The organism is Tepidimonas fonticaldi, from assembly GCF_007556755.1.
GTDB lineage: Bacteria > Pseudomonadota > Gammaproteobacteria > Burkholderiales > Burkholderiaceae_C > Tepidimonas > Tepidimonas fonticaldi.
This window is the reverse complement of the sequence record NZ_VJOO01000009.1, coordinates 45762-65144: the sequence shown is the minus strand read 5'-3', so window position 1 is coordinate 65144 and position 19383 is coordinate 45762. Positions and strand designations below refer to the sequence as shown.

Annotated in this window: 18 protein-coding genes; 4 read left to right on the top strand and 14 right to left on the bottom strand. The window is 70.1% G+C overall.

All coding sequences use genetic code 11. The annotated features are described in order from the left end of the window. Positions 1-52 precede the first annotated feature (52 nt). Together Tfont_RS06480 and chrA are read left to right on the top strand one after the other, a co-directional pair. Positions 53-1165, top strand: a complete 1113-nt coding sequence (locus Tfont_RS06480; protein WP_143968834.1) for an AraC family transcriptional regulator — start codon at positions 53-55, stop codon at positions 1163-1165. 31 nt (positions 1166-1196) lie between these two features. Beyond that, positions 1197-2399, top strand: coding sequence for a chromate efflux transporter (gene chrA / locus Tfont_RS06475; RefSeq protein ID WP_143968833.1), 1203 nt, complete (start codon positions 1197-1199; stop codon positions 2397-2399). Positions 2400-2404: 5 nt separating this feature from the next. Here the strand turns inward: chrA and Tfont_RS06470 are convergent, their stop codons facing one another. The 3 genes from Tfont_RS06470 to Tfont_RS06460 are packed head-to-tail and all read right to left on the bottom strand — an operon-like array spanning position 2405 to position 6470. After that, entirely contained in the window at positions 2405-3865 is a 1461-nt protein-coding gene (locus Tfont_RS06470) for a TrkH family potassium uptake protein (RefSeq protein WP_143968832.1), read from the bottom strand. A 31-nt stretch (positions 3866-3896) separates the two neighbouring features. Continuing rightward, positions 3897-5288, bottom strand: coding sequence for a Trk system potassium transporter TrkA (trkA, locus tag Tfont_RS06465; protein WP_143968831.1), 1392 nt, complete (start codon positions 5286-5288; stop codon positions 3897-3899). A gap of 54 nt (positions 5289-5342) precedes the next feature. Continuing rightward, entirely contained in the window at positions 5343-6470 is a 1128-nt protein-coding gene (locus tag Tfont_RS06460) for an acyl-CoA dehydrogenase family protein (RefSeq protein WP_143968830.1), read from the bottom strand. A gap of 149 nt (positions 6471-6619) precedes the next feature. Here Tfont_RS06460 and Tfont_RS06455 point away from each other — a divergent pair, with 149 nt between their 5' ends. Beyond that, on the top strand, positions 6620-7177 hold the full coding sequence (locus Tfont_RS06455; protein WP_143968829.1) for a Uma2 family endonuclease: 558 nt from the start codon (positions 6620-6622) through the stop codon (positions 7175-7177). A 26-nt stretch (positions 7178-7203) separates the two neighbouring features. Here Tfont_RS06455 and Tfont_RS06450 read toward each other — a convergent pair whose 3' ends face one another. The 6 genes from Tfont_RS06450 to Tfont_RS06425 all read right to left on the bottom strand — a co-directional run bounded on the left by Tfont_RS06450 (position 7204) and on the right by Tfont_RS06425 (position 13122). Next, entirely contained in the window at positions 7204-8391 is a 1188-nt protein-coding gene (locus Tfont_RS06450) for an acetyl-CoA C-acyltransferase (RefSeq protein ID WP_068606957.1), read from the bottom strand. After that, the gene (gene aceK / locus Tfont_RS06445; RefSeq protein WP_143968828.1) at positions 8388-10277 is read right to left on the bottom strand and encodes a bifunctional isocitrate dehydrogenase kinase/phosphatase; all 1890 of its coding nucleotides are present in this window, start codon (positions 10275-10277) and stop codon (positions 8388-8390) included. The genes Tfont_RS06450 and aceK overlap by 4 nt, the downstream gene beginning before the upstream one ends. 33 nt (positions 10278-10310) lie before the next feature. Next, a complete protein-coding gene (gene can / locus Tfont_RS06440; protein WP_068606959.1) occupies positions 10311-10973 on the bottom strand; it encodes a carbonate dehydratase in 663 nt (220 codons plus the stop codon). Next, positions 10973-12154, bottom strand: coding sequence for an isovaleryl-CoA dehydrogenase (locus Tfont_RS06435; protein ID WP_143968827.1), 1182 nt, complete (start codon positions 12152-12154; stop codon positions 10973-10975). Before Tfont_RS06435 ends, can begins: the two co-directional genes overlap by 1 nt. A 39-nt stretch (positions 12155-12193) precedes the next feature. Further along, entirely contained in the window at positions 12194-12568 is a 375-nt protein-coding gene (locus Tfont_RS06430; protein ID WP_082955299.1) for a PaaI family thioesterase, read from the bottom strand. Between the two features lie 131 nt (positions 12569-12699). Beyond that, a complete protein-coding gene (locus tag Tfont_RS06425; protein ID WP_143968826.1) occupies positions 12700-13122 on the bottom strand; it encodes a MerR family transcriptional regulator in 423 nt (140 codons plus the stop codon). A gap of 183 nt (positions 13123-13305) precedes the next feature. On the opposite strand from Tfont_RS06425, the gene Tfont_RS06420 reads away from it, so the two are divergent. Then, a complete protein-coding gene (locus tag Tfont_RS06420; protein WP_143968825.1) occupies positions 13306-14250 on the top strand; it encodes a prenyltransferase in 945 nt (314 codons plus the stop codon). Between the two features lie 63 nt (positions 14251-14313). Here the strand turns inward: Tfont_RS06420 and Tfont_RS06415 are convergent, their stop codons facing one another. The 5 genes from Tfont_RS06415 to glyQ are packed head-to-tail and all read right to left on the bottom strand — an operon-like array spanning position 14314 to position 19373. Beyond that, positions 14314-14925: a M48 family metallopeptidase gene (locus tag Tfont_RS06415; RefSeq protein ID WP_082955290.1), complete on the bottom strand. Its 612-nt coding sequence runs from the start codon at positions 14923-14925 to the stop codon at positions 14314-14316. 10 nt (positions 14926-14935) lie between these two features. After that, a complete protein-coding gene (locus Tfont_RS06410; RefSeq protein ID WP_068606968.1) occupies positions 14936-15697 on the bottom strand; it encodes a lysophospholipid acyltransferase family protein in 762 nt (253 codons plus the stop codon). Positions 15698-15699: 2 nt separating this feature from the next. After that, positions 15700-16320 carry a D-glycero-beta-D-manno-heptose 1,7-bisphosphate 7-phosphatase gene (gene gmhB / locus Tfont_RS06405; RefSeq protein WP_143968824.1) on the bottom strand — a complete coding sequence of 207 codons (621 nt, stop codon included), beginning with the start codon at positions 16318-16320 and terminating at the stop codon, positions 15700-15702. 9 nt (positions 16321-16329) lie between these two features. Next, a complete protein-coding gene (glyS, locus tag Tfont_RS06400) occupies positions 16330-18456 on the bottom strand; it encodes a glycine--tRNA ligase subunit beta (RefSeq protein WP_143968823.1) in 2127 nt (708 codons plus the stop codon). Continuing rightward, a complete protein-coding gene (gene glyQ / locus Tfont_RS06395; protein ID WP_143968822.1) occupies positions 18453-19373 on the bottom strand; it encodes a glycine--tRNA ligase subunit alpha in 921 nt (306 codons plus the stop codon). The genes glyS and glyQ overlap by 4 nt, the downstream gene beginning before the upstream one ends. Positions 19374-19383: the final 10 nt, after the last annotated feature.

Sequence of the window (19383 nt, the reverse complement as noted above, 5' to 3'; positions counted from 1 at the left end):
GGCGCCACAAAAGCCACAAAATACGCCACGCGATCGCCGACCCGCCGCCGCCATGACCGCCCGTCTCCACCCGCCCCCTGCGCGCACGCCGTTCGCGTTCGTCCATTGCATCATGACGGCCTATGCCCTGCGTGGGATGGATCCGTCCGGCGCGCTGGAAAAGGCGCAGATTGCGCCAGATGCGCGCGGCCAGTGGCCCGCCCGGGTGTCCGCCCTGCCCTTCGAACGCATGAGCGCCCATGCCATGCGCGAGCTGGACGACGAAGCGCTGGGCTGGTTCTCGCGCCGGCTGCCCTGGGGCAGCTACGGGATGCTGGCGCGCGCCTCGCTGACCGCGCCCCACCTGGGGCTGGCGCTGGCCCGCTGGTGCCGCCACCACCGGCTGCTGACCGACGACATCGCCTGGGTGCTGGAGCGCAGCGGCGACACCGCCACACTGCGGCTGATCGAACAACGCCCTCCGGGCGCGAACGTGCCCGACGCGGCCCAGGGCGCCCAGATGCGCGAATTCGCCCATGTCTCGCTGCTGCGCAATGCGCTGGGCCTGTCGGCCTGGTTCATCGATTCGCGCATCGGGCTGCGCGAGGCCGCCTTTGCCTACCCCGCGCCACCGCACGCCGACGCCTACGCCGTGCTGTTCCCCCGCGCGCGCGTGCGCTTCGACGCGGCACAGACGGCCGTCACCTTCGATGCCGCTTATTTGGATCAGCCCCTGCGCCGCGACGAGGCCGCCCTGCGCACCATGCTGCAACGCGCCGTGGCGCTGATGGTGCACCCCGACCGCCGCGACCGTCTGCTGGTCGAGCGGGCCCGCACGTGGCTGCGCACCCACCCGGACACCGCCAGCGCCGAGCGCCTGGCCGACGCGCTGCACGTCTCGGTGCGCACGCTGCAGCGCCAGTTGCACGACGCCGGCACCAGCGTGCAGGGCCTCAAGGACCAGGTCCGCCGCGATCTGGCCGCCGAACACCTACTGCGCACGCGCTGGCCGGTCAAGCGCATCGCCGCCCAAGTGGGCTTCGACAACGAAAAGAGCTTCGTGCGCGCCTTCAAGGCCTGGACGGGGCAGACGCCGACTGCGTTTCGCCGCGGGGCGGGCGGGGGGCGCAACGAGACCGATGGCGTGTCAGGCGACGGCGAAAGGCCCGCCAACCGCCTGGCATAGCGATCACCTGCCGATCGGGCATGATCCACGCATGTCCCGACGCGAGTCCGCACGCGAGTGCTTTGCCATCGCGCTGATCTTCCTGCGACTGGGCCTGACCAGCTTTGGCGGGCCGGTGGCGCACCTGGAGGTCTTCCGGCGCGAATTCGTGCAGCGCCGCGGCTGGCTGGATGCCCGGGCCTACGGTGATCTGGTCGCGCTGTGTCAGGTGCTGCCCGGGCCCGCCAGCAGCCAGGTGGGCATGGCGCTGGGGCTGCTGCGGCAGGGCTACGCCGGGGCGCTGGCGGCGTGGATCGGCTTCACGCTGCCCTCGGCCGTCGCGATGGCGGCGCTGGCCCTGTGGCTGGCGGGCCCAGCCCCCGGCGCGCGCGTGCCCCCGGGCCTGCTGCAGGGCCTGATGCTGGCCGCCGTCGCCGTGGTGGCCCATGCCGTTTGGGGCATGGCACGCAGCTACGCCCCCGGCGGCCGGCGGTTGGCCTGGGCCGCGACCGTGGGCGTTGCCGCCTGGGTGTGGCCCAGCGCCTGGGCCCAGCCGGTGCTGATCGCCCTCAGCGCCGGCTTTGGCGCGTGGGCCTTCCGCCAGGGATGGGCACCCCCTGCCAGCCCCTTGGCCGTGGACATCGGGCGCCGGGCGGGCGCCGTCTGGCTGGGCCTGTTCGGCGCGGGCCTGGCCGTTCTGCCCATGCTGGCGGCTTGGGCCCCTGGCGGGTGGTGGCCCGTGGCTGATGCGTTCTACCGCATCGGGGCGCTCATCTTCGGCGGGGGTCATGTGGTGCTGCCGCTGATCCAGGCGGAAGTGGTGGGCCCTGGCTGGATCGGCGCAGAGACCTTTCTGGCCGGCTATGGCGCGGTACAAGCCATGCCGGGACCCATGCTGACCATCGCCAGCTATGTGGGCGCCGCCCTGACGCCACCCCTGGGCGGCTGGACCGGCGCCACCGTGGCCCTGCTGGCCATCTACGCCCCGGCTTTTCTGGTGCTCGCCGGCACCCTGCCCGGCTGGACCCGTTGGTGCCAGTCTCCGCGGCTGCGGCCCATGCTGGAGGGCGTGCACGCGGGCGTGGCCGGGCTGCTGGCTGCCGCCCTCGCCCACGCGGCCCACGCCGCCATCCATGGGGTCGCGACGGCCGTGGCCGCAGCCGCCGCCCTGGCGCTGCTGCGCAGCGGCCGGGTGCCGGTGTGGGCGCTGGTGGGGGTGTACGCGGCGGGCGGTTGGATGCTGGGCGGGCACTGATCCCCTCACCGCCGCCAAAACGCCCGCGTGAACAGCACCAGCACGCTCAGCAGCTCCAGCCGCCCGAGCAGCATCGCAAAGCTCAGCACCCACAACTGAAACGGCGACAACCCGCCGTAGTTGCCGGCGGGGCCGACCTCGCCCAGGCCGGGGCCGATGTTGTTGACCGTCGCCACCACGGCCGAGAAGGCCGTCACCAGATCCAGCCCCGACAGCAGCAGCAAAAACGTCAGCCCCATGGTTGCGGCACCGTAGAAGAGCATGAAGCCCAGCACCGCCGCCATCACCTGCGCCGGCACGGCCTGCCCCCCCAGCGTGACCGGATTGACCACATGCGGGTGGATGATGCGCACCAGCTCGCGCCGCGCCTGCTTGACCAGCAGCACCATGCGCACCATCTTGATCCCGCCGCCGGTGGACCCGGCGCACGACACGAAGGTCCCCAAAAACAACAGGAACACGGGGATGAACACCGGCCACTGCATATAGTCCGTCGTGGCGTAGCCGGTGGTCGTGGCCAGCGACAGCACATGGAAGGCCGCCTGCCGCACGGCCGTCGGCCCGTCGGCGTACACCCCTTCGGCCAGCAGCATCAGCGTCACCAGCGCGATGGAGGCTGCCAGCACGATGGCGTAGGTGCGGATTTCGTGGTCGTTCCACAGCGGGCGCAGCGTCATCCCGCGCAGGACCATGAAGTAACGCAGAAAGCTGATGCCCGCCAGCGCCATGAACACCACGGCCACCCACTCCACCGCTGCGGACTGGAAGTGGCCGATGCTGGCGTCGTAGGACGAAAACCCCGCCAAGCCCATGGTCGAGCACATGTGCATGAAGGCGTCGGCCCAGCCCATGCCGGCCCAGCGGTAGGCCAGCAGGCACAGCACCGAAAAGCCGAAGTACACCCCCCACAGCCCGCGCGCGGTCTCGGCGATGCGGGGGGTCAGGCGGGCATCCTTCATGGGGCCGGGCGTCTCGGCCTTGTAGAGCTGCATGCCCCCCAGGCCCAGCATGGGCAGCACCGCCACCACCAGCAGCATCACGCCCAGGCCGCCCACGTACTGCAAAAAGCAGCGCCAAATGTTGATGGACACCGGCAAGCGCTCCAGCCCGGACAGCGCCGTGGCGCCGGTGGCGGTCAGCGCGCTCATGGCCTCGAAGTAGGCGTGGTGCCAGGTGATGCCGGGCACCATCAGCATCAGCGGCACGGCGGAGTACGCCGGCAGCACCAGCCACACCAGATTGACCAGCAAAAAGCCGTCGCGCGGCATCAGCTCGCGCCGGCGCGAGCGCGTGATCAGCCACAGAACCGCGCCGCTGGCCAGGGTCAGCCCCGCGCACGCGGCCCACTGCAGCTCGTGCGTCAGGTCGTCGTGGAACCAGGCCCACGCCATCGGTACCCCGAAGGCCACGGAAAAGGCCATCAGCACATGCGAAAAGACGTAGAGCGCGGGGCCGAGGGATTGCATGCGTGCGGATGGCGGGTGCGGGCCGCGGGTGTCAGCCGAAGAAGGTCGCCCCGACCTGGAAGAGCTTTTCCACCTCGCGCACCAGGCGCTTGTGGGGGATGAAGATGACGATGTGGTCGTCGGCGCGGATCAGCGTGTCGTGGTGCGGCATCAGCACCTCGGCGTCGCGCCCCTCGCCGCGCACGATGGCGCCGATGCGCGCGCCCTTGGGCAGGCGGATTTCCTCCACCCGCCGGCCGACCAGCCGCGAGGTCTTGACGTCGCCGCGCGCCACGCCCTCCAGCGCCTCGGCGGCGCCGCGGCGCAGGCTGTGCACCGCCACCACGTCGCCGCGGCGCACGTGTGCCAGCAGCTCGCCGATCACCGTCTGCGCGGGCGACACCGCGATGTCGATGGCGCTGCCCTGCATCATCTCGGCATAGGCGCGGCGATTGATCAAGGCCATCACCCGGCGCGCGCCCAGCCGCTTGGCCAACATGGCCGACATGATGTTGTCCTCGTCGTCGTTGGTCAGCGCGAGGAAGAGGTCCATGTCGGCGACGTTTTCCTCCTCCAGCAGCGCTTCGTCCACGCTGTCGCCCTGCAGCACCAGCGTGCTGGACGGCAGTTGGCTGGCCAGGTACTCGCAGCGCCGGGGGTTGCTCTCGATGATCTTGACCTCGCACTGCCCGACCAGGGAGCGGGCCAGCCGCAGCCCGACCTTGCCCCCGCCGGCGATCATCACCCGCTGCACGGGCTGGTCGATGTTGTGGATGGCCGCCAGCACCCAGCGGATCTGGTCGCTGGCGGCCAGGACGAATACCTCGTCCCCCGGCAGGATGCGGGTCTGCGCGGTCGCCTCCACCTCGGCGTCCAGCCGGTAGAGGGCGACCACGCGCATCTCGGCCTGCGGAAAACGGTCGCGAAACTCCCCGATCGTGTGGCCCACCAACGCCCCACCGGCCGCCGCGCGCACGACGATCAGGCACACCCGGCCCTCGGCAAACTCCACCACCTGCAGCGCCTCGGGGTAGTCGATGAGCTGGTGGATATAGCGCATCACCGACTCTTCCGGGCAGATCACATGGTCCACCGCAAAGCCGGCCTTGTCCAGCAGGGGGCTGCCCTCCTCGAACTCCGGCGAGCGCAGCCGGGCGATGGTCGTCGGCACCTGGAACACGTCGTGCGCCACCTTGCACACCACCAGGTTGGATTCGTCCAGCGCCGCGCAGGCAATCACCATGTCCGCATCCTTGGCACCCGCCTCGGCCAGCACCGAGGGCTGGATGCCATTGCCGACCACGCCGCGCAGGTCGAGCCGCTCCTCCAGCGCGCGCACCCGCGCCGGGTCCTGGTCGATGACCGTGATGTCGTTTTGCTCGGACACCAGGCTCTCGGCCACGCTCTCCCCCACCCGCCCGGCGCCGAAGATGATGATGTTCATGGCGCGCCTATCATACGCCGCGCCCGCGGACGGCAGCAGCGCCGCGGGCGCGCGTCACAGGGCGCGCTGGATCAGGATTTTCTGCACGTCGCTGGTGCCCTCGTAGATTTGGCAGACGCGCACGTCGCGCCAGATGCGCTCGACCGGGAAGTCGCGCACGTAGCCGTAGCCGCCCAGCGTCTGGATCGCCACCGAGCAGACCCACTCGGCCGTTTCGCTGGCGATCAGCTTGGCCATGGCCGCCTCCTTCAGGCATGGCTGGCCGGCGTCGCGCAGCGCCGCGGCGTGCCAGGTGAGCTGGCGCGCCGCCTCCAGCCGCGCCGCCGCCTCGGCCAGGCGAAAGCCCACCGCCTGGTGCTCGAAGATCGGCTTGCCGAAGCTTTCGCGCTGCTTGGCGTAGTCGATCGCCACCTCCAGCGCGCTGCGCGCCATGCCGACGCTTTGCGCCGCGATCCCGATGCGCCCGCCCTCCAGCGCCGACAGGGCGATTCGGTAGCCCTCGCCCTCCTCGCCGATGCGGTTTTCCAGCGGGATGCGGCAGCCGTCGAAGCGGATCTGCGCCGTGTCGCTGGAGTGCTGGCCGACCTTGTCCTCCAGCCGCTCGACGATATAGCCGGGTGTGTCGGTCGGCACGAGGAAGGCGCTCATGCCCCGCTTGCCGGCGGCCTTGTCGGTCACAGCGATGACGATGGCCACCTGCCCGTTCTTGCCGCTGGTGATGAACTGCTTGACGCCGTCGAGCACGTAGGCGTCGCCGTCGCGCCGCGCGGTGGTGCGCAGCGCCGCCGCATCCGAGCCCACGTGCGGTTCGGTCAGGCAGAAGGCGCCCAGCATCTCGCCGCGCGCCAAGGGGGTGAGCCAGCGGCGCTTCTGCGCCTCGCTGCCGTAGCGCAGCAGGATCGCACACACCGGGCAGTTGTTGACGCTGATGGCGGTGCTGGTGCCGCCGTCGCCGGCGGCGATCTCCTCCAGCACCAGCGCCAGGCTCAGGTAATCCAGCCCGGCGCCGCCGTACTCCGGCGGCACGCACACGCCGTAGCAGCCCAGCTCCGCCAGGGCGCGGTGCGCCTCGCGCGGGAAGGTGTGCTCCAGATCCCAGCGCGCGGCATGGGGCCAAAGCTGCTCGCGGGCATAGGCGCGCACCGCGTCGCGAATCATGTGTTGGTCGTCGGTCAACAGCATCGTTGGATGTCCTCGTCTCGATCAAAGGCCCATCCCTGCGGGCGGACGCGCAAGGGGGCCATCGTCGGCTGCGGTGCCGTGGGCTGGCACCCGCCTTGCCGATCCACTACGATAGGCTTTCTATCCGTCCCCCGCCCAAAGGAGCCCCCATGGGTCGAGCCGCCTCCGCCCGCCAGAGCCTCGAGGAATACCTGCGTTGGGAAAGTACGCAAACGGTGCGTCACGACTTCTGGCGCGGCGAGGTGTATGCGATGACGGGCGGCTCGCTGCGACACAACCGCGCCACGCTGGCCACGGCGATGACGCTGCAGCGGCATCTGCAGGATACGCCTTGCCAGGTGTTCGTCAGCGACGTGCGGGTGGCGGTGGACGCGGCGCAGCACTGGTTCTACCCCGATGTGGTCGTCACCTGCGACCCGCAGGATCTGGACGACCCGGACGCCACGGCGCTGCGCGCACCCGTCCTGGTGCTGGAGGTGCTGTCGCCCTCCACGGCCGCGTACGACCGCGGGGAAAAATTCCTCAGCCTGCAGCGCCTGCCCAGCGTTCGCGAGTACGCGCTGCTCGACCCCGCGCGCCTGCGGCTGGAGGTATTCCGCCGCAACGCCGAGGGGCGCTTCGAGCACCACGTCGTCGAAGGGATACAGGCCGAAGCGGAACTGACCAGCATCGGCTGGCGCGGCCCGCTGTCGGCCCTGCTGGGCTGAGCCTCGGCGCCGCGCCGCCGCGCGCATCAGAGCATCTCCAGCGCGATGGCGGTGCCCTCGCCGCCGCCGATGCACAGCGTGGCCACGCCGCGCTTGAGGCCGCGCGCCTTGAGCGCATACATCAGCGTCACCATGATGCGCGCGCCGCTGGCGCCGATCGGGTGCCCCAGTGCGCAGGCGCCGCCGTGCACGTTGACGATGTCGTGGGAGACGCCCAGCTCGGCCATCAGCGCCATCGGCACGACGGCAAAGGCCTCGTTGACCTCCCACAGCTGCACGTCGGACACTTGCCAGCCCGTCTTGGCGAGCAGCTTGCGCGTGGCGCCGACCGGCGCGGTGGTGAACCAGTTGGGCTCCTGCGCATGGGTGGCGTGGCCGACGATGCGCGCCAGCGGCGTGCAGCCCAGCCGCTCGGCGGTGGAGGCGCGCATCAGCACCAGGGCCGCCGCACCGTCGTTGATCGACGAGCTGGAGGCGGCCGTGATGGTGCCGTCCTTTTTGAACGCGGGCTTGAGCTGCGGGATCTTGTCGAGCTTGATCTTGCCCGGGCCCTCGTCGCTGGCAACGACGCGCTCGCCGGCGCGCTCCTTGACGGTGACGGGGGTGATCTCGGCCGCGAAGCTGCCGTCGGCCACGGCTTTCTGGGCCCGTGTCACCGAGGCGGTGGCAAACGCATCCTGCTGCTCGCGGGTGAACTGGTACTTGGCGGCGCAGTCCTCGCCGAAGGTGCCCATGCTGCGGCCGGGCTCGTAGGCGTCCTCCAGGCCGTCGAGCATCATGTGGTCGAAGACGCGGTCGTGCCCCATGCGGTAGCCGCCGCGGCCCTTGAGCAGCAGGTACGGCGCGTTGGTCATGCTTTCCATGCCGCCGGCGACCATGACGTCCGCCGTGCCCGCCGCGAGCATGTCGTGGGCAAACATCGCCGCGCGCATGCCCGAGCCGCACATCTTGGACAGCGTCACCGCGCCCGCGCTCTTGGGCAGGCCGGCCTTGAGCGCCGCCTGCCGCGCCGGGGCCTGCCCCTGGCCGGCCATCAGGCAGTTGCCCATCAGCACCTCGTCCACCGCATCGGGCTGGATGCCCGCGCGCTCCACGGCGGCGCGGATGGCGGCGGCGCCCAAGTCGTGCGCGGCCAGCGCGGAAAAGTCGCCCTGGAAGCTGCCCATGGGGGTGCGCGCGGCACCGACGATGACGATCGGATCGGCTTGGCTCATGCTGTGGCTCCTGTCGGATGGAGGGTGGAGGTGGCGGCCGGCGCATTCGCGGCCTCGGCCGTGGGGGAAAGGGGCACGGCGCGCTGCGCGCAGAAACGCCGCTCGCGCTCGTAGGGGAAAACGTCGTGGACGTGGCCGGCCAGGATGCGCTCCTTGTGGCCCTGCCAGAAGGCCACATCCAGCAAGTCGCCATGGTGGCGCATGAAGATTTCGCGCACCATCGGGTTGCCCAGCAGGAAGGGGCCAAAGGTCTCGGGGAAGACGTCGTGCGGCCCCACCGAATACCAGACCTCGCCGCTCATCTCGTCGTCCTCGTCGCGCGGCGGCGGCACGCGGCGGAAGTTGCAGTCGGTGATGTACTCGATCTCGTCGTAGTCGTAGAACACCACCTTGCCGTGGCGCGTGATGCCAAAGTTCTTCCACAGCATGTCGCCGGGGAAGATGTTGGCCGCCACCAGGTCCTTGATCGCGTTGCCGTACTCGATGACGGCATGCTCGAGCTGCTGGCGGGCCGTTGCATTGCCCGGATCCTTGCTCAGGGTGTCGAAGCACTCCTGCAGGTAGATGTTGAGCGGGATCATGCGCCGCTCGATGTAGACGTGCTTGAGGAAGACCTCGACGTTGCCGTCGCCGTTGCGGTCGCCGATCTCGATCTGGCTGGGCGCGAACTTCTGGATTTCCTCGATCAGCTCGTCGGTGAACCGCTCGCGGGGGAAGCCCACGCCGCTGAACTCCAGCGTATCGGCCATGCGGCCGACGCGGTCGTGCTGTTTGACGAGCTGGTATTTGCCGCGGATCTGCTCGCGCGTCGTGTCCTTTTGCGGCGGGAAGTAGTCCTTGATGACCTTGAACACGAACGGAAAGCTCGGCAGGTCGAACACCAGCATGACCATGCCCTTGATGCCGGGGGCGATGCGGAACTGGTCGGTGCTGTGCCGCAGGTGGTAGAGGAAGTCGCGGTAGAAAAGCGTCTTGCCCTGCTTGGCCAGGCCCAGCGCGTTGTAGAACTCCGCGCGGGGTTTGCGCGGCATCATGCTGCGCAGGAACTGCACGTAGGCGCTGGGCACCTCCATGTCCACCATGAAGTAGGCCCGCGCGAAGCTGAAGATCATCAGCAGGTCGTCCTCGCCGTGCAGCAGCGCGTCGATGACGAGCCGACCGGCCGCCCCGTGCAGGATGGGCAGGGCAAAGGGCACCTCCTGAAAGCCGTTGATCAGCTTGCCCACCGCGTACGCCCCTTTGTTGCGGTAGAACAGGCTGTCCAGCACCTGAATCTGGAAGTTGGCCCGCAGGCGGCCATGGTCGAACAGCGGCAGCAGCGCCGCCAGCACGTCGCCCACGTCGCGCGCCAGGTCCTCGAACGGGACGCGCAGGCCAAAGTCCTCGATCAGGCGGGTCAGGGTGGCGGGCAGTTCATCGACCGACTTGGGGTAGTAGCAGCGGTAGGTGGTGTGCGATTTGGGGTCTTCCGGCTCGATGTACTCGGTGCTGATGGCCGGCCGCACGAAGATGAAATCGTTCTGGAAATAGCTGCGGTGCAGGATCTTGGTCGTGACCGAGTTGAAGAAGGTCTCGGCCAGCTCCGGCTGGCGGTGATCCACCAGCATGCCGATGTAGAGCAGCTTGACCTGCTGCCACACCTCCATCGGCTGCTGCGAGGCGTGGAACTCCCGCTCCAGGCGCGTGACGCACTCCTTGACGCGCAGGTCGTAGAACTCGATGCGCTCGCGCTGCGCCCGCTGCTGGCCCACCCAGTCCGCGGTCTCGAAGCGGTGCTTGGCGCGGGCCGACTCGGTGCGAAAGAGCCGGTAGTGGCGGTTGAAGCCATCGATCATCGCGCGGGCGATGTCGTAGGCGAGCGAGGAGTCGAGTCGGCGCGGCAGCATGCGGTCTTTCCTACGGCGGTGGACACCGCGCCATCATGACAGAACGAGCCCGTGGCGTTGCGCGACCCCCTCGCAGGCGGCGCGATGAGCGGCTTCCACCTCGTCGGCGCCGCGCATGGACACGCGCAGGTCCTGCAGCAGGCCGTCCTTGAGGCCGTACACCCAGCCGTGCAGCATGACGGGCTGGCCGCGCGCCCAGGCGTCCTGGATGACCGTGGACTGCGCAACGTGCCGCACCTGCTCGATGACGTTGAGCTCGCACAGCACGTCCAGCCGGCGCTCGGCGGGCGCCACCTGCAGCAGGCGCTGGTGGCGGTCCGCCACGTCGCGCACATGGCGCAGCCAGTTGTCGGCCAAGCCGACGCGTATGCCCTCCAGCACGGCATGCACCCCGCCGCAACCGTAGTGGCCGACCACCATCACATGCTCCACGTGCAGCATGTCCACCGCGTACTGGATGGTGGTCAGGCAGTTCAGGTCGGTGGGCACCACCACGTTGGCCACGTTGCGGTGCACGAAGACCTCGCCCGGCTCCAACCCGGTGATCTGGTTGGCCGGCACCCGGCTGTCGGAGCAGCCGATCCACATGTAGCGCGGCGACTGCTGCCCGGCCAGCCCCGAGAAGAACCCCGGGCGTTCCGCCTCCATCCGCGACGCCCAGTCGCGGTTGTGGGCCAGCAGGTGGCGCAGGGGCATTACAGGGTCTCCGCGAACAGTTCGCGGCCGATCAGCATGCGCCGGATCTCGCTGGTGCCGGCACCGATCTCGTACAGCTTGGCATCGCGCCACAGGCGGCCGAGCGGATACTCATTGATGTAGCCGTTGCCGCCGAAGATCTGGATGCCGTCGCCAGCCATCTTGGTGGCCTGCTCGGCACACCACAGGATGACGCTGGCGCAGTCCTTGCGCACCTGCCGCACATGCGCCGCGCCCAGCCGGTCCAGGTTCTTGCCGACGGTGTACAGGAACGAGCGCGCCGCCTGCAGCGTGGTGTACATGTCGGCGACCTTGCCCTGAATCAACTGGAACTCGCCGATGCTCTGGCCGAACTGCTTGCGGTCGTGGATGTAGGGGATGACGTTGTCCATCACCGCCTGCATGATGCCGACGGGCCCCGCGGCGAGCACCGCGCGCTCGTAGTCCAGCCCGCTCATCAGCACCTTGACGCCGTTGTTGAGGCCGCCCAGGATGTTCTCCGCCGGCACCTCGACGTTCTGGAACACCAGCTCGCCGGTGTGGCTGCCGCGCATGCCCAGCTTGTCGAGCTTCTGCGCGATGGAAAAGCCCTTCATGCCCTTTTCGATCAGGAAGGCGGTGATGCCGCGCGCGCCCAGCTCGGGCTCGGTCTTGGCATAGACCACCAGCGTGTCGGCGTCGGGGCCGTTGGTGATCCACATCTTGCTGCCGTTGAGCAGGTAGTAGCCGCCCTTGTCCTCGGCGCGCAGCTTCATGCTCACCACGTCGGAGCCGGCGCCGGGCTCGCTCATCGCCAGCGCGCCGACATGCTCGCCGGTGATCAGCTTGGGCAGGTATTTGCGCTTCTGCGCCTCGGTGCCGTTGCGGCGGATCTGGTTGACGCACAGGTTGGAATGCGCACCGTACGACAGGCCTACCGACGCGCTGGCGCGGCTGATTTCCTCCATCGCGATCATGTGCGCCAGATAGCCCATGGCCGCACCGCCGTACTCCTCCTCCACGGTGATGCCGAGCACGCCCAGCTCGCCCATCTTGCGCCACAGGTCCATCGGGAACTGGTCGGTGCGGTCGATCTCCGCGGCCCGCGGGGCGATTTCGGCCTGGGCAAAGGCGCGCACCGCGTCGCGCAGCGCATCGATGTCGTCACCGAGCTGGAAATCGAGGCCGGGCAAGTGGGTCATGGGTCGTCTCCTGGAGTGGGGATCGGGGTGGAATCGCGGTCAATAGGTCTTGGGCACCGGCACCAGCGTCTGCTGCATGACCGCGCAGGGGCTGCGCGTGCCGTCGGGGGCCACATGCACCAGTTCCGCCGTGGTGACGATGATGCGCCGGCCGGCGCGCACGACGCGACCGATGGCCAGCAACTCGCCGTCCTGGAAGGCGGCGAGGAAATTGATCTTGTATTCGACGGTGGTGACTTCCATGCCGTCCGGGGCCACGGTCAGGCCGGCGTAGCCCCCCGCGATGTCGGCCAGCGCCCCCATGGCGCCGCCGTGGAAGCCATCCTGCTGCTGCGTCACCTTGTCCGAGTACGGCAGTGCCAGCGTCACGGTGCCCGGCGCCACATCGACCAGCCGCACGCCCAGGTGGCGCATCATGCCCTGGCGGGCCAGGCTGGCGGCGACGCGCTCGCGCAGCGCGGTCGGATCGGGGGCGGCAGCGGTCACGGGCGAGTTCTCCGGCGCGGGGTAGCGAACGCTTTGATTGACGTTTACGTAAACGTCAATTATGCCGCTTTTTCGGGCGGGCTCGCCCCGTCGCCCAGGCGGGCCAGCAAGGTGCGCGCTTCTTTCTCGTGCACCTTGATCTCGTCCAGCGTGGCCTGCAGGTCGGCCATCTGCTCCTCGATCTGGCGCCGGTGGGCGGCCAGCACCTGCAAAAACTTGCGCAACTGCGGCCCCGTATCGCGGGGGCTGTCGTACATGTCGATCAGGTCCTTGGCCTCGGACAGGCTCAGGCCCAGGCGCTTGGCACGCAGCACCAGCTTCAGGCGCGTGCGGTCGCGCGCGGAATAGACCCGGCTGCGCCCGCCCGGGCCTTCCCGGCGCGGGCTGAGCAACCCCATGTCTTCGTAGAAGCGGATGGCGCGCGTGGTCAGGTCGAATTCGCGTGCCAGATCGCTGATGGTGTAGGTGGTGCTGCTCGCCATGGCGGGTGACGGTGAACGGCGGCGCGCCGAGGCGGGGGCCGCCAAATTTGACGTTGACGTAAACGTCAATGCAGGCCCGATCTTACGGCAGAGTGCGCCCGGGCGGCAGGGAGGCGGGCCGGCGGCACACCGAAAGAGACGGAGCATGTCGCAACACGCCGCGGCTTGGCTATAGTGATACCGATGACGGTATCCCCCAACACCCCTTTGAGCCTGTCCGCGGCATGGCGGCTGAGTCGCCCGGGTTTTCTTTGGGTGACCGTGGCCGGCGTGGCGCTGGGCCTGGCGATGGCGGCGGCCTGTGGCTGCGGATTCGACCCGCTGCGCGCGGGCGTGACGCTGGCGCTGGCGGCCATGGCCCATGCGGCGGCCAACGTCTGGAACGACTACCACGATGCGCTGAGCGGGGCGGACGCCCTCAACCCGGCGCCGCTGTCGCCGTTCACGGGGGGCTCGCGCGTGATCCCCGATGGGGCCGCATCGCCCGCCCATGCGCGGCACCTGGCCCTGGGGCTGACGGGGTTGGTGGTGCTGGGCGGGCTGTGGCTGGCCCTGACGGCAGGCGGCGGGTTGATCGCCATCGGGCTGGGCGGCCTGCTGCTCGGCTGGGCCTATTCGGCACCGCCGCTGCGGCTGATGGCGCGCGGCGCCGGCGAGCTGACGGTGGCGCTGGCGTGGTGGCTGGTCGTCCTGGGCGCTTACTACACCCAGCGCGGACAATGGCTGATCGTGCCCATGGTGTCGGCCATCCCCTTTGCGCTGCTGGTGGCGGCCATTTTGCTGGTCAACGGGCTGCCGGACGCCCCCTGGGATGCCCAGGTGGGCAAGCGCACGCTCGCGGTGCGCCTGGGCCCGATCGGCGTGGCAGCCCTGTACACGGCGCTGGTGGTGCTGGCCCACGGGGCCTTGGCGGCCGCGGTGCTGGGCGTGATCGCGCCGGAGACGGCGTGGTGGGGGCTGGCCTCGCTGCCGCTGTCGCTGGCGGCGGCAAGCCTGTTGTGGCGGCATGTGGCCACGGGCCGGCCCGTGGCCACGCTGCGCCCGGTGATTGGCCTGACCATCGGCGCGGCGCTGGTGCATGCGGTGGCGCTGGCGAGCGCCTTTGCGGCCATCGCCCGGTCGCTCTGAAGGCGCGCGCAGATCCGTCTGACACCGGGCCGGGGCCGATCGAGGCCTCCCCGTCGAGAGGGATCAGCCGAGAGCGTAGCGCCGCAGGGCCGCGCGGCGCTCGGCGTAGTCCGGCAGCACCGCAGCAACCAGGGCCCAGAAGGCGGGGCCGTGGTGCATCTCGCGCAGGTGCGCCAGCTCGTGCACCACGACGTAATCCAGCAGCTCCGCCGGCAGGCAGACGAGCCGCCAGTTGAGCGACACCGTGCCCCGCGTGCTGGCACTGCCCCAGCGCGTGCGCGCCGACGACACCCGCAGCGCCGCCGGACGCACGGCCAGCAGCGGGGCGTAGTGGGCCACGCGCGCGGCAAACAGCGCGCGCGCCTGCGCGCGCAGGGCGGGGGTCGGTTCGGGCCAGGCGGGGCGCGGCCGGGTGGCTTGGCGGTGCAGATGGGCCAGCACCCAGGCCGCTTTGCGGCACAGAAAACCTTCGATCTCCGGCCACGTGGCCCAGCGCGGGGCGCGCACGCTCAGGCCGTGGGGGCCAACCGACAGACCGATGGTCCGCCGCGCGCTGCGCCGAAATTCGTACGCGATGCGCACCCCGTGCAGCTCGACCTCGCGGTTGGCGCGCGGATGCGCCCACGCGGTTGGCGTCGCGGGCGGTTGCGGTGGGGCAGCGGGCAGCCGCGACACCCGACAGCCCTTAGGCGGCCAGCGCCGCCTGGCGCTCGTCGCGGTAGGCCTCGGGGTCGAGCCGGCGCATCTCGGACTCGATCCAGTCCTCGACCTCGCGCATCAGCGCTTCGGGGTCGCGGCCCTCGCTCGGGATGGGCCGGCCGATGGAAAACACCACGGTGCCCGGCCGTTTGACGATGGCCCGGCGCGGCCAGCAGCGGCCCGACGTGACGGCGATGGGAATCACGGGCGCGCCGGTCTGCACCGCCAGGCGGCTGCCGCCGGTCTTGTATTGGCCCCGGGCGCCACGGGCGACGCGGGTGCCCTCGGGGAACATGATCACCCAGGTGCCGCGCGCCAGCAGCCGGCGCCCCTGCTCCACGACCTTGTTGAAGGCCTGCGCCCGTTTGGCGCGGTCGATGTGGACCATGTCCAGCCGGCCCAGCGCCCAGCCGAAGAAGGGCACATAGAGCAGCTCGCGCTTGAAGACGAAGGCCAGCGGATGGGGCATGAGCGCCGGCAGGCAAAACGTCTCCCACGTCGATTGGTGCTTGGCCAGCAGGATGGCGGGGGCCGTCTCGCCGACGGGCAGGTTCTCCCAGCCGATGACCTCGTTGCGGATGCCCAGCATCCAGCGCGCGGCCCAGACCTGCAGCCGCACCCAGCCCACGCAAAACCAGTACAGCCGGTTGGCCGAGACGAACGGGGACATGACGACCGCGGCCGTGGCCCATGGCACGACCGTCACCCCCATGAACAGCAGGTGGAGCCAGGAGCGCAGGACATTCATGATCATGGGCGCGCCGCTCCCATCCCCCCGGCGGGCCCGTCCGCCGCGCGGGCCGCTGGCGCATGGCGGGCGATGAGGGCGTCGGCAAAGGCCAGCAGGTCGTCGTGGATGGTGACGCCCTCGGGCAGACCGACCGGGCGGGTGCCATCGCGGTGCACGGCCGACTGACCGGTCAGCACCAGATGGGTATCGCAGCCCGCGGCCACCCCGGCGCAGGCGTCGCGCACCGAATCGCCCACGGCCACCAACTGGGCCGGCGCGATGCCGTAGCGGGCGGCAATCTGCAAAAACAGCCCGGGCGCGGGCTTGCGGCAGTCGCAGGCGTCCTCCGGCGCGTGGGGGCAGAAAAACACGGCGTCGATGCGCCCGCCCACCCTGGCCAGCGCCTTGTGCATGCGGGCATGCACCGCGTTGAGGGTGTCCACGTCGAACAACCCGCGCCCCAGCCCCGACTGGTTGGAGGCAACGACCACGCGCCAGCCGGCCTCGTTCAGGCGCGCGACGGCTTCCAGCGCGCCGGGCAGCGGCTCCCAATCGTCCGGGCCGTGCAGAAAGTCTTCCGGATCCCGGTTGAGAGTGCCGTCGCGATCGATGACGACCAGCCGCAGGTCACGCACCGCCATGGATCGCCTTCAGGCCGCCAGACGCGACAGGTCGGCCACGCGGTTCATGGCCTGGTGCAGCACGGCCAGCAGCCCTAGCCGGTTGGCGCGCAGGGCGGCGTCGTCGGCGTTGACCATCACCCCGTCGAAGAAGGCGTCCACCGGCGCCTTGAGCGCCGCCAAACGCTGCAAGCTGCCGGTGTAGTCGCCCGCGGCATACGCCGCATCGGCGGCGGGCTGCACGGTCTGCAGGGCCTGGTGCAGGGCCTGTTCGGCCGGCTCCACCAGCCGGGCCGGGTCCACCTGGGGCTGCACGGCCGCCTCGGCCTTGCGCAGGATGTTGGTGACGCGCTTGTTGGCGGCGGCCAGCGCCGGCGCCTCGGGCAGCGCGGCAAAGGCGCGCACCGCGGCCAGCCGGCGCGGCACCTCGCGCAGTTGCGCCGGGCGCAGCGCCAGCACGGCGTCCACCTCTTGCGCGCTGTAGCCCTGCTCGCGCAGGTTCACGGCCAGACGGTCGTAGAAAAACGCGGTCAGCGCCTCGCGCGGGTCGCGGATGCGGTCGCCAAACACCGGCACGGCCGCGTCGATGAGGGCGGGCAGATCCAGCGGCAGGTCGCGCTCGATGAGCATGCGCACCACCCCCAGCGCATGCCGGCGCAGGGCGTAGGGGTCTTTGTCGCCGGTGGGCAGGCTGCCGATGCCGAACAGCCCGACCAGCGTTTCCAGCTTGTCGGCCAGGGCCACGCACAGGCCGACGGGGTTGCGCGGCAGGTCGTCGCCGGCAAAGCGCGGCTTGTAGTGGTCTTCGATGGCGTCGGCGACCGCATCGTCCAGCCCGTCGTGCCGGGCGTAGTAGGCCCCCATGATGCCTTGCAGCTCGGGGAATTCGCCCACCATGTCGGTCAGCAGATCGGCCTTGGCCAGCAGGGCCGCCAGATCGGCCTGGCGCACCAGGGTGTCGTCGCCCAGGCGCGCGGCGATGGCGCGCGCGATCGCCCCCACGCGCTCCACCCGCTCGCCCTGGGTGCCCAACTGGTTGTGGTAGACCACCTTGGCCAGCCCGAGCACCCGCGACTCCAGCGGGCGCTTGCGGTCCTGATCGTAGAAAAACTTGGCGTCGGCCAGCCGCGGGCGCACCACGCGCTCATTGCCGGCGATGACGGCGCTCGGATCCTGCGGCGTGATGTTGCTCACCACCAAAAAGCGGTGGGTCAGCCGCCCCTGCGCATCGAGCAGCGGGAAGTACTTCTGGTTGGCCTTCATCGTCAGGATCAGGCACTCCTGCGGCACTTCCAGAAAGGTCTCCTCGAACTGGCAGACCAGCACATTCGGGCGCTCGACCAGCGCGGTCACCTCATCGAGCAGCGCGTCGTCCTCGATGGGCCGGCAGCCGCCGCCCACGCGGGCCGCAGCCTGCGCGAGCTGGCGCTGGATCTCGGCGCGGCGCTCGGCAAAGCTGGCGATGACAGCACCGTCGCGCGCCAGGGTCTCGGCATAGGCGTCGGCGTGCGGCAGCTCGATCGGGTCGCGCGCCGCCTCGAAGCGGTGGCCATGGGTGTGGCGCCCGGCGGTCAGCCCCAGGGCCTGCACCGGCACCACCTGGTCCCCGTGCAGGGCGACCAGACCGTGCGCAGGGCGCACGAAGTGCACGCTGCTCCAGCCGTCGGCCAGTTGGTAGGTCATGACCTTGGGGATGGGCAAGCGGCGCAGCGCCTCGTCCAGCGCCTTCTGCAGCCCGACGTCCAGGGTCACCCCGGCCACCACGCTGTCCCAGAACAACGCCTCGGCCTTGCCGTCGGACTGGCGGCGCAGTCGGGCGCTCAGCGCTGCGGGGTCGGCCGTGTCCACACCCAGGCTGGTCAGCTTCTTGAGCAAGGCGGGCGTCGGCTGGCCCTGCGCGTCCAGACCCACGGCCACGGGCATCAGCTTGAGCTGCACCGCGCGGTCGTCCGCCTTGGCGCGCACGCCGCTCAGGTGGGCGGCCAGCCGGCGCGGGCTGGCGTAGGGGGTCAGCACGGCGTCGGCATCGACCAGGCCCTGGTCTCGCAACTGGTCGGCCAGCACACGGCCAAAGGCCTCGCCCAGGGTCTTGAGCGCCTTGGGCGGCAGCTCTTCGACGAACAGCTCCACCAGCAGGTTTGCGGTCCGGGTCGTCATGCGGCCCCCTTTTTCTCGAGCTGACCGAGCACATCGTCGGCCCAGGCGCGCGGCGCCATCGGGAAGCCGAGCCGCGCGCGACTCTCCAGATAGCTCTGCGCCACGCTGCGCGCCAGGTTGCGGATGCGGCCGATGTAGGCGGCCCGCTCGGTCACGCTGATCGCGCCGCGCGCGTCCAGCAGGTTGAAGGTGTGCGCGGCCTTGAGCACCTGCTCATAAGCCGGCAGGGCCAGTTGCTGTTCCATCAGGTGCTTGGCCTGCCGCTCGTGCGCGGCAAAGGCGGTGAACAAAAAGTCCGGGTCCGAGTGCTCGAAGTTGTAGGTGGATTGCTCCACCTCGTTTTGGTGGAACACGTCGCCGTAGGTCAGGCCGGGCGCGTAGGTCAGGTCGTAGACGTTTTCCACGCCCTGCAGGTACATGGCCAGCCGCTCCAGGCCGTAGGTGATCTCGCCCGTGATGGGCTTGCAGTCGATGCCACCAACCTGCTGGAAGTAGGTGAACTGCGTCACCTCCATGCCATTGAGCCAGACCTCCCAGCCCAGGCCCCAGGCGCCCAGCGTGGGGTTCTCCCAGTCGTCTTCGACGAAGCGGATGTCGTTGCGCTTGAGGTCGAAGCCGAGCGCCTCCAGGCTGCCCAGGTAGAGTTCGAGAATGTTGGCCGGCGCGGGCTTGAGCACCACTTGGTACTGGTAGTAGTGCTGCAGGCGGTTGGGGTTTTCGCCATAGCGGCCGTCCTTGGGGCGGCGGCTGGGCTGCACATAGGCGGCTTTCCACGGCTCGGGGCCGATGGCGCGCAAAAAGGTCGCGGTGTGGCTGGTGCCCGCCCCCACCTCCATGTCGTATGGCTGCAGCAGCGCGCAGCCCTGGGCGTCCCAGTACGACTGGAGCTTCAGGATGATCTGTTGGAAGGTCAGCATAAGCGCCCGA

Coding starts and splice junctions, on each gene's coding strand:
- Tfont_RS06450 (WP_068606957.1), bottom strand. CDS start 8,391: ATGAGCCAAGCCGATCCGATCGTCATCGTCGGTGCCGCGCGCACCCCC.
- Tfont_RS06430 (WP_082955299.1), bottom strand. CDS start 12,568: ATGCGCCACCTGGGCGTGCGGCTGGTCGATGTGGCGCCGGGCACCGTG.
- can (WP_068606959.1), bottom strand. CDS start 10,973: ATGCCCCTGCGCCACCTGCTGGCCCACAACCGCGACTGGGCGTCGCGG.
- Tfont_RS06420 (WP_143968825.1), top strand. CDS start 13,306: ATGACGGTATCCCCCAACACCCCTTTGAGCCTGTCCGCGGCATGGCGG.
- Tfont_RS06425 (WP_143968826.1), bottom strand. CDS start 13,122: ATGGCGAGCAGCACCACCTACACCATCAGCGATCTGGCACGCGAATTC.
- Tfont_RS06480 (WP_143968834.1), top strand. CDS start 53: ATGACCGCCCGTCTCCACCCGCCCCCTGCGCGCACGCCGTTCGCGTTC.
- Tfont_RS06410 (WP_068606968.1), bottom strand. CDS start 15,697: ATGAATGTCCTGCGCTCCTGGCTCCACCTGCTGTTCATGGGGGTGACG.
- Tfont_RS06435 (WP_143968827.1), bottom strand. CDS start 12,154: ATGACCCACTTGCCCGGCCTCGATTTCCAGCTCGGTGACGACATCGAT.
- Tfont_RS06455 (WP_143968829.1), top strand. CDS start 6,620: ATGGGTCGAGCCGCCTCCGCCCGCCAGAGCCTCGAGGAATACCTGCGT.
- trkA (WP_143968831.1), bottom strand. CDS start 5,288: ATGAACATCATCATCTTCGGCGCCGGGCGGGTGGGGGAGAGCGTGGCC.
- gmhB (WP_143968824.1), bottom strand. CDS start 16,320: ATGGCGGTGCGTGACCTGCGGCTGGTCGTCATCGATCGCGACGGCACT.
- chrA (WP_143968833.1), top strand. CDS start 1,197: ATGTCCCGACGCGAGTCCGCACGCGAGTGCTTTGCCATCGCGCTGATC.
- aceK (WP_143968828.1), bottom strand. CDS start 10,277: ATGCTGCCGCGCCGACTCGACTCCTCGCTCGCCTACGACATCGCCCGC.
- Tfont_RS06460 (WP_143968830.1), bottom strand. CDS start 6,470: ATGCTGTTGACCGACGACCAACACATGATTCGCGACGCGGTGCGCGCC.
- glyQ (WP_143968822.1), bottom strand. CDS start 19,373: ATGCTGACCTTCCAACAGATCATCCTGAAGCTCCAGTCGTACTGGGAC.
- Tfont_RS06470 (WP_143968832.1), bottom strand. CDS start 3,865: ATGCAATCCCTCGGCCCCGCGCTCTACGTCTTTTCGCATGTGCTGATG.
- glyS (WP_143968823.1), bottom strand. CDS start 18,456: ATGACGACCCGGACCGCAAACCTGCTGGTGGAGCTGTTCGTCGAAGAG.